This is a genomic window from Candidatus Marithrix sp. Canyon 246 (assembly GCF_001723685.1).
In the GTDB taxonomy this organism is placed as follows: Bacteria; Pseudomonadota; Gammaproteobacteria; order Beggiatoales; family Beggiatoaceae; genus Marithrix.
The window spans coordinates 1-15,432 of the sequence record NZ_MCBX01000015.1 but is presented as its reverse complement, the minus strand read 5'-3'; the positions used below and the strand labels follow the sequence as shown (position 1 = coordinate 15,432).

At 33.2% G+C, this 15,432-nt stretch carries 13 protein-coding genes; 7 read left to right on the top strand and 6 right to left on the bottom strand.

Annotated features, from left to right (window positions below; genetic code table 11):
• Window positions 1-124 precede the first annotated feature (124 nt).
• Both leuS and BHU68_RS09645 read left to right on the top strand, forming a co-directional pair.
• Window positions 125-2,515 carry a leucine--tRNA ligase gene (gene leuS / locus BHU68_RS09650; protein WP_069472382.1) on the top strand — a complete coding sequence of 797 codons (2,391 nt, stop codon included), beginning with the start codon at window positions 125-127 and terminating at the stop codon, window positions 2,513-2,515.
• A 205-nt stretch (window positions 2,516-2,720) separates the two neighbouring features.
• The gene (locus tag BHU68_RS09645) at window positions 2,721-5,231 is read left to right on the top strand and encodes a hypothetical protein (protein WP_069472381.1); all 2,511 of its coding nucleotides are present in this window, start codon (window positions 2,721-2,723) and stop codon (window positions 5,229-5,231) included.
• Window positions 5,232-5,281: 50 nt separating this feature from the next.
• Here BHU68_RS09645 and BHU68_RS09640 read toward each other — a convergent pair whose 3' ends face one another.
• From BHU68_RS09640 to BHU68_RS09630, 3 genes are all read right to left on the bottom strand, one after another.
• Window positions 5,282-5,473: a hypothetical protein gene (locus BHU68_RS09640; protein ID WP_069472380.1), complete on the bottom strand. Its 192-nt coding sequence runs from the start codon at window positions 5,471-5,473 to the stop codon at window positions 5,282-5,284.
• 272 nt (window positions 5,474-5,745) lie between these two features.
• Window positions 5,746-6,597 carry a hypothetical protein gene (locus BHU68_RS09635; protein WP_069472379.1) on the bottom strand — a complete coding sequence of 284 codons (852 nt, stop codon included), beginning with the start codon at window positions 6,595-6,597 and terminating at the stop codon, window positions 5,746-5,748.
• 353 nt (window positions 6,598-6,950) lie between these two features.
• A complete protein-coding gene (locus tag BHU68_RS09630) occupies window positions 6,951-7,685 on the bottom strand; it encodes a hypothetical protein (RefSeq protein ID WP_069472378.1) in 735 nt (244 codons plus the stop codon).
• Window positions 7,686-7,730: 45 nt separating this feature from the next.
• Here BHU68_RS09630 and rsxG point away from each other — a divergent pair, with 45 nt between their 5' ends.
• Window positions 7,731-8,318, top strand: coding sequence for an electron transport complex subunit RsxG (gene rsxG / locus BHU68_RS09625; RefSeq protein ID WP_171899532.1), 588 nt, complete (start codon window positions 7,731-7,733; stop codon window positions 8,316-8,318).
• Here the strand turns inward: rsxG and BHU68_RS09620 are convergent.
• Window positions 8,315-9,313 carry a hypothetical protein gene (locus BHU68_RS09620; protein ID WP_069472377.1) on the bottom strand — a complete coding sequence of 333 codons (999 nt, stop codon included), beginning with the start codon at window positions 9,311-9,313 and terminating at the stop codon, window positions 8,315-8,317. The genes rsxG and BHU68_RS09620 overlap by 4 nt on opposite strands.
• Before the next feature lie 65 nt (window positions 9,314-9,378).
• Here BHU68_RS09620 and hemC point away from each other — a divergent pair, with 65 nt between their 5' ends.
• From hemC to BHU68_RS09605, 3 genes are read left to right on the top strand one after another with little or no spacing between them, the layout of a single operon-like run.
• Window positions 9,379-10,296 carry a hydroxymethylbilane synthase gene (gene hemC / locus BHU68_RS09615; protein ID WP_069472376.1) on the top strand — a complete coding sequence of 306 codons (918 nt, stop codon included), beginning with the start codon at window positions 9,379-9,381 and terminating at the stop codon, window positions 10,294-10,296.
• Window positions 10,293-10,979, top strand: a complete 687-nt coding sequence (locus tag BHU68_RS09610; protein ID WP_069472375.1) for a uroporphyrinogen-III synthase — start codon at window positions 10,293-10,295, stop codon at window positions 10,977-10,979. Before hemC ends, BHU68_RS09610 begins: the two co-directional genes overlap by 4 nt.
• 2 nt (window positions 10,980-10,981) lie before the next feature.
• On the top strand, window positions 10,982-13,195 hold the full coding sequence (locus BHU68_RS09605; protein WP_069472374.1) for a VIT domain-containing protein: 2,214 nt from the start codon (window positions 10,982-10,984) through the stop codon (window positions 13,193-13,195).
• Here the strand turns inward: BHU68_RS09605 and mobB are convergent.
• Window positions 13,182-13,700 carry a molybdopterin-guanine dinucleotide biosynthesis protein B gene (gene mobB / locus BHU68_RS09600; RefSeq protein WP_069472373.1) on the bottom strand — a complete coding sequence of 173 codons (519 nt, stop codon included), beginning with the start codon at window positions 13,698-13,700 and terminating at the stop codon, window positions 13,182-13,184. The two genes, BHU68_RS09605 and mobB, sit on opposite strands and share 14 nt — an antisense overlap.
• Before the next feature lie 89 nt (window positions 13,701-13,789).
• Between mobB and BHU68_RS09595 the strand changes: the two genes are divergently transcribed.
• A complete protein-coding gene (locus BHU68_RS09595) occupies window positions 13,790-14,971 on the top strand; it encodes an ATP-binding protein (protein WP_069472372.1) in 1,182 nt (393 codons plus the stop codon).
• A 122-nt stretch (window positions 14,972-15,093) separates the two neighbouring features.
• Here the strand turns inward: BHU68_RS09595 and BHU68_RS17270 are convergent.
• Window positions 15,094-15,432, bottom strand: a 339-nt coding sequence (locus tag BHU68_RS17270) for a hypothetical protein (RefSeq protein ID WP_171900396.1), incomplete at its 5' end; no start/stop codon positions are given.

Sequence of the window (15,432 nt, the reverse complement as noted above, 5' to 3'; positions counted from 1 at the left end):
AATTATTATCTAGTTTCTTCAACATCAGGTACATTAAACTGACTTTGTGGAGTAACTTCAAAATTAAATTCGGCTAAAATTTGAGCAAATTCACGTAATTTACCGGCATTAATATATTTAAAACATGGAAATAGAATACACTCCTAACACTATAGAATCTGAAGTCCAACAACGTTGGGAAGCTGAGCAAGCATTTAAGGTTGTTGAAAATCCTGATAAAGAGAAATTTTATTGCTTAGCAATGTTTCCTTATCCTAGTGGTCGCTTACATATTGGACATGTTCGTAATTATACTATTGGTGATGTCATTAGTCGTTATCAGCGTTTGTTAGGTAAAAACGTTTTACAACCAATGGGTTGGGATGCTTTTGGTTTGCCGGCTGAAAATGCTGCTATTAAGCATAAGGTAGCACCTGCTAAGTGGACACGCGAAAATATTGATTATATGCGCAATCAATTAAAAGCATTAGGTTTTGCTTATGATTGGTCGCGTGAATTAGCAACTTGTAATGCTGATTATTATCGTTGGGAACAGTGGTTATTTATTCAATTATATAAAAAAGGTTTGGTTTATAAGAAAACTGCTCCTGTTAATTGGGATCCTGTTGATCAAACCGTATTAGCGAATGAACAAGTTATTAATGGGCGTGGTTGGCGTTCAGGTGCCTTAGTGGAACGGCGTGAAATTTCTCAATGGTTTATCAAAATTACTGCTTATGCAGAAGAATTATTAGAAGATTTACAGACACTTGAACAGGGTTGGCCCAATGCAGTACGTTTAATGCAGCAAAATTGGATTGGACGTTCTGAAGGAGTAGAAATTGTATTTAAAGTTGGTGATGATGATTTAACAGTTTATACTACTCGCCCTGATACTTTGATGGGTGCTACTTATCTAGCAATAGCGGCAGAACATCCATTAGCTAAGCAAGCTGCCGCAACTCAAGCCAATTTAGCAGAATTTTTAGTAACATGCAATAAAACTGCTACTGATGAAGCTACCATTGAAACAATGGAAAAATTGGGCATGGATACTGGTTTAACAGCTATTCATCCAATTACCGGTGAAGCTTTACCAGTATGGGTAGCTAATTTTGTATTGATGAATTATGGTACCGGGGCAATTATGTCAGTACCAGCTAATGATCAACGTGATTTTGAATTTGCTAATAAATATAATCTACCAATAAAAGAAGTAATTGATGAAAAAGGAATTTTAATAAATTCTAATCAATTTAACGGATTAAGTTCAAAACAAGCTTTTGCGGCGATTGCAGAACATTTGGAACAACAAGGCAAGGGCAAACGACAAGTAAATTACCGTTTACGTGACTGGGGAGTATCGCGTCAACGCTATTGGGGTTGTCCGATTCCGATGATTGACTGTCCAAATTGTGGCACAGTAGCAGAAACAGATTTGCCAGTACGCCTACCAGAAGATGTGGTTTTAGATGGTAGTGGCTCTCCGATAAAACCTGAATTTTATCAAACAAAATGCCCACAATGTGGCAGTGATGCAAAACGTGAAACTGATACCTTTGATACTTTTATGGAATCTTCTTGGTATTATGCCCGTTATGCTTGCCCAGATGCTGATAGCGGCATGTTAGATGAGCGTGTGAATTACTGGTTGCCAGTAGATCAATATATTGGTGGTATTGAACATGCGATTTTACATTTATTATATGCACGCTTTTTCCATCGTTTAATGCGCGATGAAGGATTAGTGAAAAATAATGAACCATTTAGCCGCTTATTAACACAAGGCATGGTACTAAAAGACGGTACCAAAATGTCAAAATCTAAAGGCAACACAGTTGATCCCCAAGATTTGATTAAGAAATATGGTGCCGACACAGTACGCTTATTTATAATGTTTGCAGCTCCACCAGAACAATCCTTAGAATGGTCAGATAGCGCAGTAGAAGGCTCATTTAAATTTCTAAAGCGTCTATGGAAACAAGTAGTGGTTAATGTTGAACAACAACCAGCAACATTAACAACAAACAAACTATCAAAATCAGAACTGGATTTACGCCGTCAAGTCCATGAAACAATAGCTAAAGTTGGTGATGATATTGGTCGCCGCTATACATTTAATACTGCAATTGCAGCGATAATGGAACTACTAAATAGCTTCAACAAAGCCAAAGACACGCCACAAACTCGCGCAATTATGCGAGAAGGATTAGAAGCAACAGTACTAATGTTATCACCAATAGTGCCACATATGACCCAAGTTTTGTGGGAAAAATTAGGACACTCAGGGCTAATAATGGACGCAAGCTGGCCCCAAGTAGATAAAACAGCTTTAACTATAAACGAAGTTGAAATGGTAGTGCAAGTAAATGGCAAATTACGTGGTAAAATAACAGTGGCAGTAGATGCAGATAAAAAAACCATTGAAGAAATTGCCTTAAACGAAGCAAATGTGCAACGCTTTACTGCTGATAAAACTATAAAGAAAGTGATAGTTGTGCCTAAAAAATTAGTTAATGTGGTTGTTGTTGGGTGAAAGCCCTGAAGGGGCGAAATAATTAGGCTTATGTTTTAATACGCCCCTTCAGGGCTAAAATTAAATAATATCCATACCTAGGGCGTTGCCCTAGGCTATAATATTTCGCCCCTTCAGGGCTATTAAAATCAAATAAAGATGATTTTTTTTGATAGTGTTTTGCATAAATTATGATAATATTAATCCTTTTAAGGAGCAAATATAAATGAAGTTCATCATCAATTTATTGTTTATTTTTATTCTATCTTCGCAGCTACAAGCCGCTTGTACTGTTTATCCTATCAATGAAAATCAATTTCCAATTTCTAAAGCTGGTTCTATTATTTCTGGTGTTGATGATCACAGCATATTATTGCTTGATATAAAATCATCTAATGTTAGTATTGTTGATACTAATCAACGCGCGATTATCAAAACAATCAGCGTCAAAGGTGATGCCGGTAGCATGGCTGTTAATAAAGCTAAGAAGTTGCTTTATGTTACTGATTATTTCACTAATAAAATTAGTGTTTTTAATTTGGATAGCTCTCCTAAATTTTTAAACACTTATCCAATTGACGCTAAAAATTTTGGACCCATCGTTTATGACGCTGATAATGAGCATTTATTAGTAACTACTAATAATGAATTATTAGTTTTATCACCTCAGATGAAAATCTTAGATAGAATTACTTCTAAATCTAAGATTCCTAATAGCATCTTGATTCATAATCAGCGGCTATATATTAGTTATGAATCTTCTAATAATATTGATATTTATGATCTCAGTCAAAATTTACCAAAATTTTCACGTCAATTATCAGTAGAGAATGGACCATCTGCTATAACCAATCATAATAATAATATTTATGTAGCTAATACTAATGCTGCTAGCTTATCAGTGATTGATGGCACTACTGAAGCTGTAACTGATACTATTACTCATCCAAACTTATTAACTACGCCCGCTGGCTTAGCTTATTTTAATGATCATATTTGGATAGCCGATCAAGCCGCTGGCAAATTATTACGTTTTGATACTAAAATTAATGATGTATTATCAGAAACCTGTGCTGGATTAAATCGACCATCTTATTTGCTCGCGACATCAGACGCTGTTTATGTATCTCATGCTAATGGATTATCAGCAGTTCAATGGGATACTGAGCTTCGCGCTATTATTAATAATACTAGTCGTAATGAAGTTTTAACCACAACTAATGAAACATTTGATTTACGTATTGAAGGTGGAAGTGGACGTTTTGATATTATAGTTTCTGGCGGCATGAAAGCCATAAAAAATTCTGATAGAGAATGGAAGATTACTACTTCATCATTAACTGGTAATCACACTCTAATAATTAAAGATTTAGGAAATGAAGCAGAATCATTGACACTGATTGTTCGTAATGGCGGAATATTTACTCTGTCTCCCTCAAAAAAAATAGATGTAGAACTAGGAGGACAATCAGAAGTATTAACAGTTTCAGGAGGTTATCCACCTTATCGTTGGTCAGTAGAACACGGCTTATTATCTAGCACTACTGCCAAACATATAGTTTATACACCGCGTTTATTAGGTGAAGATATTGTAACAGTAAGCGATGCTTCAGGAAAAGTTAAGCAAGTCAAAATCAATGTCACCAGAAGCGGCATTGTTATATCTCCTAGTGTAGCAGTTATGAAGGCGAGAGAACAAAAAACTTTTTACGCCTTGGGCGGTGATAATGCTAATTATCAATGGCAAGTACCATTAGGTGGAAACTTATCTACTAATCAAGGGCAAAAAATTGCATTTACCGCTCCTGATAATATTGGAGAATATAGACTAATAGTAACGGATCTGATAAGTCAAGAAACAGCTCAAACCTTTATTCATGTAATTGACGAAGAAATAAATCTCAGTCCCAGTACACAAATTATGCGCCCAAATCAATCAACTAGCTTTAAAGTTAGCGGAGGATATGGACCATATATTTGGACTAGTCACTTAGGCGACTTTTCTGCTACCGAGGGTGATATAGTTACTTATACTGCTCCACAAATTATCAGCCATGACACTATTGAAGTTAGAGATCGCGGCGGACGTACTGCTACTGCCAATGTGGAAATTATCGGAAGTATGCTAATAAATCCAGCCACAGCCTTCGTATCAGCAGGTGAAACTGTAAAATTTTCCATACCACGTTCTGCTCAAGGAATAAAATGGCAAGCAACTGCCGGTAAAGTTCAAGAACTATCTGATAATACAGCTAATTATATAGCACCACAACAAAGCGGACGTTATTCCCTGATTGCAATAAATGATGTTGGGCAAAGTGTACAAGCAATAATATTTGTCAAAAGTGACCAAATATCCATCTCACCCAATACCGCCGTTTTAGGATTAGAACAAACCATACTACTCAAAGTAACAGGCGGCGCGGCTCCATATATTTGGAGTACCAGCATGGGAAGCCTATCCTCAGCCACCGGAACCAATATTTTTCTAACCACACCATCTCAAGTCGCTGATGACAAGCCCCTCCAAGTTACAGTAGAAGATAGCACCGGTAAAATAAATACCAGCGAAATCAAATTAACTTTAGAAAAAGATCCATTATTAGGCTACGACATAAATAAAAATGGCAAATTAGATCGAACAGAACTATATTTAGCGGTAGAAAACTATCTAATTGGGCAACATGATGATGTGCAAATTAATGAATTGATTGAAGTGTATTTTGTTATGAAGTAGATGGATAAAAGACCTGACAGGTTTTAAAAACCTGTCAGGTCTGAGGTTTTTCAATAAACCTCAAACTCAGCACAATGAAAATCTATCCTATTCCCCATTTCTAAGGGTGCTGTTTCTGCCTTGACTAGCACTCCACAAGTTGAATATTGTCCTAATTTTGCGTTTGGTGGTAGGTTTATATTTACCGAGTAATTCTGTTGTCCGGCTATTTTGACCTTGTAGCGGCTTTGATTTAGTTGCATTTTGATAGTGGCTATCTTGGGTATGTCTTGAGATTGGACTTCGCCTTGGACTATGTCTGACTAAATTCTGGATTTATTAGTATGGCTCGTACTTTACGAATTCCATCTACGCCCGGTGTAGTGCGTACCCAGAGATTATTCCGAAGTTGGATCAAATAGTTTATAATCATGTTTATCCTCAAAACCCCGTTGCTTGAGAAGACGATAAAAACGTTGAGTAAATTCATTGCTATGTATCATTTTATTTTAATCCTTACGATTTAAATTGATTTTTATGATGAATTTTCATTTGTATATCCAGCATCTCTAAACGCTTTTTCCAATAATTCTTTCAAACCTAATTGTATTGCCCAATTATAAAGATAGTCAATATCCAACGACTCTCTTTGTATTTTCAATATTCCTTGTATATCGCGCCACTGTTGTTCAGAAATATAGTCTCCAAGCCGATACCAATCTAATTTACTAAGAATAATATCTTCAGATGAAGCAAAAAAAAATTTTAAACTATTATCTTCTTCATCAAGTGTATCTTGTCTTTTTCTTTCAAAAGCCACTTTATGATACGGTTCATCCTTCTTCAGAAAAATATCTATTTTCATCATCGTATCAAAATGAAGCAAATTAAAACTACCCCGATTTTCAATCGCGTTTAAAATCATTTCCTTATCAATATAATAAGCTGATTGAAGTTTTTCTTCTAAAAATTTTACATGTTTAGCTTCTAAATCTGTTACTAAATCAATATCTTGAGTTGCGCGAGGCATGCCATACACTGAACTGGCAACTGAACCACCAATATAATAAAGAATACCCAGTTGATTAAAAACTTCAACCAGCGGCTCCATAGCTTGTATCAGATCATTTTTTTTCATATGTTCTACTTGTTCCCTTGTGAAATCATTTGTGAGTTCTATATTATATAAATACTTTATAAATAAGTAATTTAATTCTAAATCATTTAATTTAGGATTAGCGCGTTTTATAGCACGTTTTGATAATTGCCGTGTAGTTTGAGAAAGAGCTGTTACATGAGAAAATTTTGTAGCTAAAGATTTTTTACGAAGAAGTGAAATTTGAATTTGTTCTATATCTATATTTGTATCTAAAGATTGGGCTAACATATTCACAAAGATGTTTTAAATTGATTTTTTGTTTATACCATAAATATATTTATTCTGTCAATTAGTATATGTTTTGAACTGTGATATTTTTGTAATTTGCGTAACACCTATGCCTAACATCAGTTCATAATAACTATAAATCAGCCATGATGCCATTTTGTAAGATTAATTTAAATAAAAAATCCGTTTACGGAATAAACGGATTTTGTTGATAAATTCAAGCAACTTTAGCTTTTAAAACATTAAAACACATTTAATTGGTATAATATCAATAAGATACTATTACAAAATGGCAGTGAGATCTTTGAATTAATTTAAATAAATTCCTCAATTGTAATTACAATACTTTACTTTTATTGAGACATTTGAAAAATTTTATTTTTGACAAATATCAAATTTTGATAAATAGACTTTAAATCTTCTATATTTGTAGAATTAAATAATTTACTGATGAAATATTGATATTGATTTGTACCAATTTTTTCTAAAATCACAAAATGCCAAATAGCACCAACAATATAAGCACCTTTCATAGAATTAAACTTATTCAATTCAACAGCTGAAATAAGTTCAGCTAATAATTGGGGACGAGGATCATCATTTTTTATAGATTTTTTAAACTCTTGAATAAAAAAATAAGGCTCTTCTGGAAACTCTAAACCTTTTGAAATTAAAAAATCGGTTGTACCATTAAAAATAAAATTTTCTGTTTTATAAGTTAATGATTCTTCATAAAAATCTCTAAAAGGAATAGTTAAATCTAAAAATTTAATTCTATTTAAAATTGGCGTGATAAACTTGACTTTTAAATCTTCTTCTTTATAACTCTCTATTAAAAATTCATTATTTTCAATTAAATCATTTAGAAAACCTATATCCTCTGTTTTAAGTTCAATGTTATTATTAAACCATTCATCGAAGCTATCTGATGCCTTATTATTCTTAATCTCAACCAACTTTTGTAACTCTTTAAAGCTTATTTGAGAATAAGAATAAGTTGGAATCTTATTTTGTTTTTTGGCAAATGCCTTATTAATTTGTTCTAAACTTTCTGGCGTTAAGTTATCTATTAAACCTTGAATATCCATGTTGATTCCTCAATAATTTTATGTTTAATGACTTTCTTCTTTTAAATGATAATAAAACATATCACAAAAACATCATTATTATTAGGCTTATTTGCATTAGTTGGTTGCAGCTTAGTTGCCTTTAGTTTTAAATATACCTTTGAACAAATTGCAGCCAATGAACGCGCTAAATTATTATCAACTTTAAATCAATTTATCTCTGAAAATGAATATGATAATGACTTATTGAATGATACACGCATCATAAATAATGAAATTGTGTATCGCGCTCGCCAAGGAAAAAAACCAGTTGCCGCAATTATGACAACAGTTGCACCTGATGGTTATAATGGACGTATTAGTTTATTAATTGCAATTAATTATAACGGCAGTTTAATCGGAGTACGAGTATTATCTCATCAAGAAACGCCCGGTTTAGGTGATAAAATTGAATTGCGCCGCTCAAATTGGATTTTAACTTTTAATCAACGATCCTTAACCAATCCTAATCCAGCGGCTTGGAAAGTAAAAACAGATGGAGGTGAATTTGACCAACTAACTGGAGCGACAATAACCCCACGGGCTATTGTAAAAGCAGTATATAAAACCCTAGTTTTTTATCAAAAAAATCGGCAACTGGTGTTTGCCCTTTAACGTATTTCACTGGGGCTAATGTTAAACTGATAATTTTGTATTGGTACTATAACAACCATGCCATCTTCGCTTATCAAAAAATCACATACTCTCCATGCTGTCATTTGTGGAGTAGCTAAGTGTTCTGGTGCCAAAAATATTTTTTCTCGTTGATTATCTATTTTTATACTTATTGTTGCTCCTGATTGACTAAGATCACCATCACCTTTAAAATGGTGTACAATTAAGCGATATAATCCAGCTCTTAAGTGTTGTTGATTGTGTTGAGGAAATATTCTTAGTTTTTCTGGTTTAGCATTTCCAAATTTACCATTATCAAGTTCAGCAACATCATTTTTTTTATTATCTTCAGCAAAATATATATGAAAACGATCTTTATCATTAGCAAAACCCTCAATAGCACCGGGAGTTGGTCCAGTTAAATGCAAGTCTAAATCACGAGGTTCTTGTTCCCAATTCAATAAAATATCTATACTTCTTGGTGGTTTAGCTTCTTGAACATGTCTTTGATTAAAAGTTAAATCTTGTATATTAAATTCATAATCAATATTATAATGAATGATTTTTCCTTGATGACGATCAAAATAACGAATATTATTGACAGTTATCCAATTTTCTTTATCAGGAAAACCTTCAATATAGCTGTTATTAAAATCTAACTGATTGTTGCATGGATATAGTAGATCATAAAATGAAGCAAAATCTTCGGTACCAGAAACACGAGACTGAATTGCTTGTAATTGAGTTTGATCTTCAAATTGACAAGCTCTAAAAATAACATCAAAGGGCGTAGCAACCCAGATCCTTTTTTCTGAATCAAATGGATCAGCTTGCAACCAACTTACTTTAATATTATTAATTTGTATATTATGATTTTCTATTGCAAAACCTGAACTTTGACGAAAATCGACTCTAATATCTAATGCTTTAACTAAAGCACTAAATAATAAGCTTATTATTAATAAGCCACCATATAAATAACGTTTATATTTCATAATTAATCCTATTTGTTTACTATTTTATTACTATAAGTTTATATCAAAAAATTCATTTTTCAATTATGACCACACAAACAGTACGTATAGCAACTCGCAAAAGCCCCTTAGCTTTATGGCAAACCAACCATGTTGCTCAAAAATTACAGCAAATACACCCACATATTAAAATCGAATTAGTAGAAATTACCACCAAGGGTGATAAGATACTTGATGTTCCATTAGCTAAAATAGGGGGTAAAGGCTTATTTGTTAAGGAGTTAGAACATTGTTTATTCGATAAACGTGCCGATATAGCCGTACATTCTGTAAAGGATTTGCCGGTAGAATTTCCAGAAGGTTTAATTTTACCTGTAATTTTGACTCGCGCTAATCCTTATGATGCTTTTGTTTCTAATAAGTATGATAATTTAGCGGCATTACCTGAAGGTGCTATAGTAGGCACAGCTAGTTTGCGTAGGCAAAGTCAGTTATTGAACCATAGACCAGATTTAAAAATTCGTAGTTTAAGAGGTAATGTAGGAACTCGTTTAAGTAAATTAGATCAAGGTGAATTTGACGCTATTATATTGGCTGCTGTTGGTTTGCAACGTTTGAATATGGATGATAGAATTCGCCAAATCTTCACAGAAGATATAATGTTACCTGCTATTGGTCAAGGCGCAATTGGTATTGAATGCCGCGAAGACGATTCTAACACAATGGAACTCATAAAAGTATTAAATGACCCCTTAACTGCGTCAAGAGTTATGGCAGAGCGTGCTTTGAATAGACGCTTGGAAGGCGGTTGTCAAGTGCCTATTGGCGGATTTGCGCAAATTGAAGCTGATCGTTTAACTTTACAAGGTTTTGTTGGAAGTTTAGATGGTAAGCAGGTATTACGTGAGAGCATTGAAGGTTCTATTGAATCAGCAGAGTCTTTGGGTGATAGTTTAGGCAAAAAATTATTGGCGCAAGGAGCTGATAAATTATTACAATTATGAACTCCTTAAATGTATTGGTTACTAGACCAATTCATCAGTCAGAAAATTTATCTAAGCTTATTAGAGAACAAGCTGGAAATCCAATTTTGTTTCCTGTTATAGAAATAAAACCTCTGCAAACAAGATTGGATTATAATATTAATGAATTTGATCTGGCTATTTTTATTAGTGCCAATGCTGTTAAATATAGTATTCCACTAGACATTGAATGTTTTGCGGTAGGAAAAGCTACTGCTAACTGTCTAAAAACAGCAAAGTTTCCTGCTCCGCCTTTTAATAGTGAGGCATTATTAGAAATGCCAGAAATGCAAAAATCTGCTATTAGTGGCAAGAAAATTGCGGTTTTTCGTGGAGAAGGTGGGCGCGAATTACTCGCTAAAACTTTAAGGCAACGTGGTGCTAGTGTAACTTATATGAATGTTTACAAACGGGTACAACCACCAGTGCCTGCTTGGATACATAATATCAAAATTGATATTATCATTATTACTAGTAGCGAAGGTTTACAAAATTTTATGAATATGCTTAATGGGCAGGCTTGGATACGTAACACTCCAATGGTGCTTATTAGTAAACGTATTCAAGTTGTTGCAGAAAACTTAGGAGTAATAGCACCTATATTTGTTGCTCCAAATGCTAGTGATGAAGGATTGCTAGCCGCTATTTTAAATTATAGGAATTAATTATGATGTTATCACGATTGACTGCTTTTATAGTCGCAATTTTATCATGCTCAGCTTTTGCTAATTCTCTGGAAGTATCAGAAATTGCAAATAAAAAGCCGGTTAAAAAATTAGAACTGCCTCTTAAACATACCAAGGTAGAAATTGAAGTATCTGGTTTTGTCGCCAGTGCTACTGTTACTCAACAGTATCATAACCCTTTTAAACAACCAATTGAAGCTATTTATACTTTTCCGTTACCACATGATGCTGCTGTAAATCAAATGCAGATGTTTATTGGTAAACGCAAGATTGAAGCTGTAATTAAAACTAGAAATCAAGCTCGGAAAATTTATAAACGCGCTAAATTAAAAGGGCAACGCGCCTCATTATTAGAACAACAACGCCCAAATATCTTTACTCAATCAGTTACTAATATTATGCCCGGTGATAATATTAGTATTAAAATTAACTATGTTGGTAAATTGAAATATAAAGATGGTAATTATGAATTAGTTTTTCCAATGGTGGTAGGTACTCGTTATCGTAGTCATCATATTAATCCTCTGGTTTTAGAACCAAATCAACGTAGTGGGCATGATATTGATTTATCAGTTACATTAGATGCTGGTGTTCCAATTCAAAATGTTTATTCTAATTCTCATGTAATTAATATTAAGTCTATTAATAGACATCAAAAATATATTAAATTACATCGCGCTGATCGTCTGCCAAATAAAGATTTTATTTTAGGTTATCAAGTAGCTGGAGCAAAACCTGAAATTGCAGTTATGGCTCATGCAAAAAAACAGGATGGTTTTTTTAGTTTAATGATTCAACCACCAGCTAGGGTAACTAAAATCTTTCCGCGTGAATTAATTTTTATTGTTGATACTTCTGGTTCAATGCGTGGTTTTCCTTTAGCAAAATCTAAGAAGATAATTCGTACTCTTATTCAAGGTATGCGTAAAACCGATACTTTTAATGTAGTAAGATTTGCTGGTGATACTGGTATTTTGTGGAATCAAGCTCGACATTATACTCCTGCAAATGCTAATGAAGCTTTACGTTATGTGGATAGTTTTCAGGGCAGAGGTGGAACCGCAATGCGTCAAGGAATTTTGAATGCTTTATCTAAAAAGGCTGCTGATGGTTATTTAAGAATTGCTTTTTTATTAACTGATGGTTATGTCGGTAATGAATTTGCTATTTTTCAAGCAATTGAAAAGCAAAGCAATGGTGCTAGAATCTTTAGTGTCGGAATTGGTTCATCAGTAAATCGTTATTTATTGGAACGAGCATCTGAAGTTGGTAGAGGTGAAACTTTTTATATACGTCATGATGAGAAGAGCGATAAAATCATTCAACAAATTTTTCGACGAGTTGATCGCCCAACTATCAGTAATATAGAAATTGATTGGGCTAGTTTAGACGTACATCAATTATCTCCTTCAAGAATTCCTGATTTATGGGCTGGACAACCTATTTTAATTAATGGACGTTATACTAAAGGTGGTATAGATACAATTATTGTACGCGGTAAATTACTAAATCAGCCTTATCAACAAAAAGTACAAGTTCATCTGCCTCCAGTAGAAGCTAATAATGAAGCAATAGCAACAATATGGGCAAGACAAAAAGTACGTAATTTTATGAATAAAATGGTTAAAAGGGGACAAACGCCTCAATTAATCAATGAAATTCAAAAGCTTGGTTTAAAATATCGTTTGATGACTCAATGGACTAGTTTTGTTGCGGTGGAAGAAAAAATAGTTAATGGGAATCGCCAAATAAAAACCATACATCAAGCTGTAGAAATGCCTGAAGCTGTATCTTATGAAGGCGTATTTGGTTTACAAACAAAAGGAATACGTTCAAGACGATCATATCGTATTGCTGCAACTACATCATTACCTATGACACTTGGTAGTAGAAACAGAAAAGCAAAACCATCTATAACAAATATTAGCTTTTTTCTTGGAAGCTCTCGTTTAAATTTTCGTACTAAATACTTGTTAAGAAAGACAGCAAATATGATTTGTAGGAATATGAATCGTCTGAAAAGTATTAAGATTACTGGTTATGCAAATGATAACTCAGAATTATCTTTAGCGCGAGCTAACACGGTAGCAGATTATTTAGTAAATCGTTGTTCTGCTTTGACTCATGATAAAATAATTATCAAAGGCAAAGCAGATAAAAAGTCTATTGTATCAATTAAGTTTATCTGGAAATAAATTCAATAATAAACTCAACAATTTTTTCTGGCTGATTTAGAGGCAATAATGGTAACTTTGTTGCTTCTACAGGTTTTTCGTCACAAGCTACTGCAATAATATTATTATCTGCTGGAAAAAAGGCAAGCTTGCCTAAACTAGGGCGATGCACTTCAATTTTTGCTATCGCCTCATGTTTAAACCCTTCAACTAAAATCAAATCCAAATTTTCTTGATCTAATTTCGATAACAGTTGCTCTAAATTAGGCTCTTGAAGATTCTGATCTTCTAATTCCACCATTAATGCCCAACGCAGACGGGATGCAATTAACATTTGATCAGCACCAGCATGTCGAAGACGATAACTATCTTTGCCGGGATGATCAATGTCAAAGTGATGATGGCTATGTTTTATTATGGCAATTTTGAATCCTTTTGCTTTTAATAATGGTATTAGTTTTAATAATAGTGTGGTTTTACCAGTGCCACTGCTGGCTATAAAGCCTAAAATTTTTGGAGTATTCATTTTATGTGTTTAAAATTGTTTTTATTCACTATGTATCACAATACATAAAATAATGTATAATCTATGTAGTCCACTACAAAGATATAGATATGGAAATTTTCGATAAATTATTTTTTTATTCAATTAGTTTTTATAATTCTCCAAAACCTGATTATCAACGCGCTATTCTTCAACAAATTGATTTTTCACAAAAAATGATCGCCTTGATTGGTGCTAAAGGTGTTGGAAAAACCACGCTTTTACATCAATATATGGCTGATTTGAATTTGAGTTTAAAGCAAGTTCTGTATATTTCTCTGGATCATCCTATTATTAATGGTCATAAATTGCTTGATATTGCAGAAGTTTTTTATCAACGCGGTGGTAAGATATTATTAGTTGATGAAATTCATTATCAAGCCGATTTTGAACGAGATTTAAAAACTATTTATGATTTTTTTGATCTGAAAGTGGTTTTTTCGGGTTCTTCAGCTATTGCTTTAGATAAAGCAGATTTGTCAAGGCGGGCTGTTATTTATAGAGTGCCAGTATTGTCTTTTCGTGAGTTTTTAGAATTAAAAACTCAACAATCCTTTCAATCCTATGTCATAACAGATATTGTAGATCAGCATTTTGAAATAGCGGCTGGAATTTTATCTGATATTAAACCATTGCAATATTTTGCGGATTATTTGCGTTATGGTGCTTATCCATTCTTTATCGAAGGCGAAGCAGTGTTTATTCTCAAGCTCAATGAGGCTGTTAATAAAGTAATTGAAACAGATTTGCCTTTGATTCATCATATAGACACTAAGAACATTACGATATTAAAAAAACTATTGGTAAGACTATGCGAATCACCGCCCGGTGAGGTGAATATGAGTTCTTTATCCAGAGATGCTGGTATTAATATTAGAACACTTTATCATTATATTTATGCCCTAGATTCGGGTGAATTGATTCGTATTATTGGTGCAAAAACAAAAGCCAGCCTGAATAAACCTGACAAGATTCTGCTAAATAATCCCAATTTATTTCAAGCACTATGCCTATCTTCTAATAAGGGCACATTGAGAGAATCATTTTTTACTTCTATGTTAGCAAAGCATCATATAAATTATGTAAAATCGGGCGATTATTTAATTGATGATAGCTATTTCTTTGAAATAGGTGGTAAAAACAAAGACTTTTCTCAAATAAAGAATATCCCAAATAGCTATTTAGCTATAGATGATATTGAACTAGGTGGGGAGAGGAAAATACCATTGTGGTTATTAGGATTTTTATATTAAGAAGATTTAAATGATAAATAACTACTAAGAAATGTGCAACTAAACCTGTCAGGTTTGCCCTCTTCACGTGCAAAGCGTCATACAGCACTCCAAACCTATTGCTTATACATTCTACGAGCTAGCTATTTTTTAGAACACATAATATGTTGACTACCCCACCAAGAACCTAAACTTAGAAAATAATTATTTATATTTTCATGTGCCAAATAATTAGATGGTTTATTATGATTGTGATATGAAACAAAGTATTTTCTTCTTGAGCTATAGTTTGTTTTTCCACTTCTTTTAAGATAAGCAGCATTAAATTCTTTTAGATTAAGATTTTCAACCAAATCATTCATAGAAAAACCATCATTATAATACTTTTTCAACTCTTCCCAATCTGCTTGTAAATAGTTATTTCCAAAAGTTTGCTTACAAATGGCATCAAAATCTGTATTAACATCATAACGATTATTAGT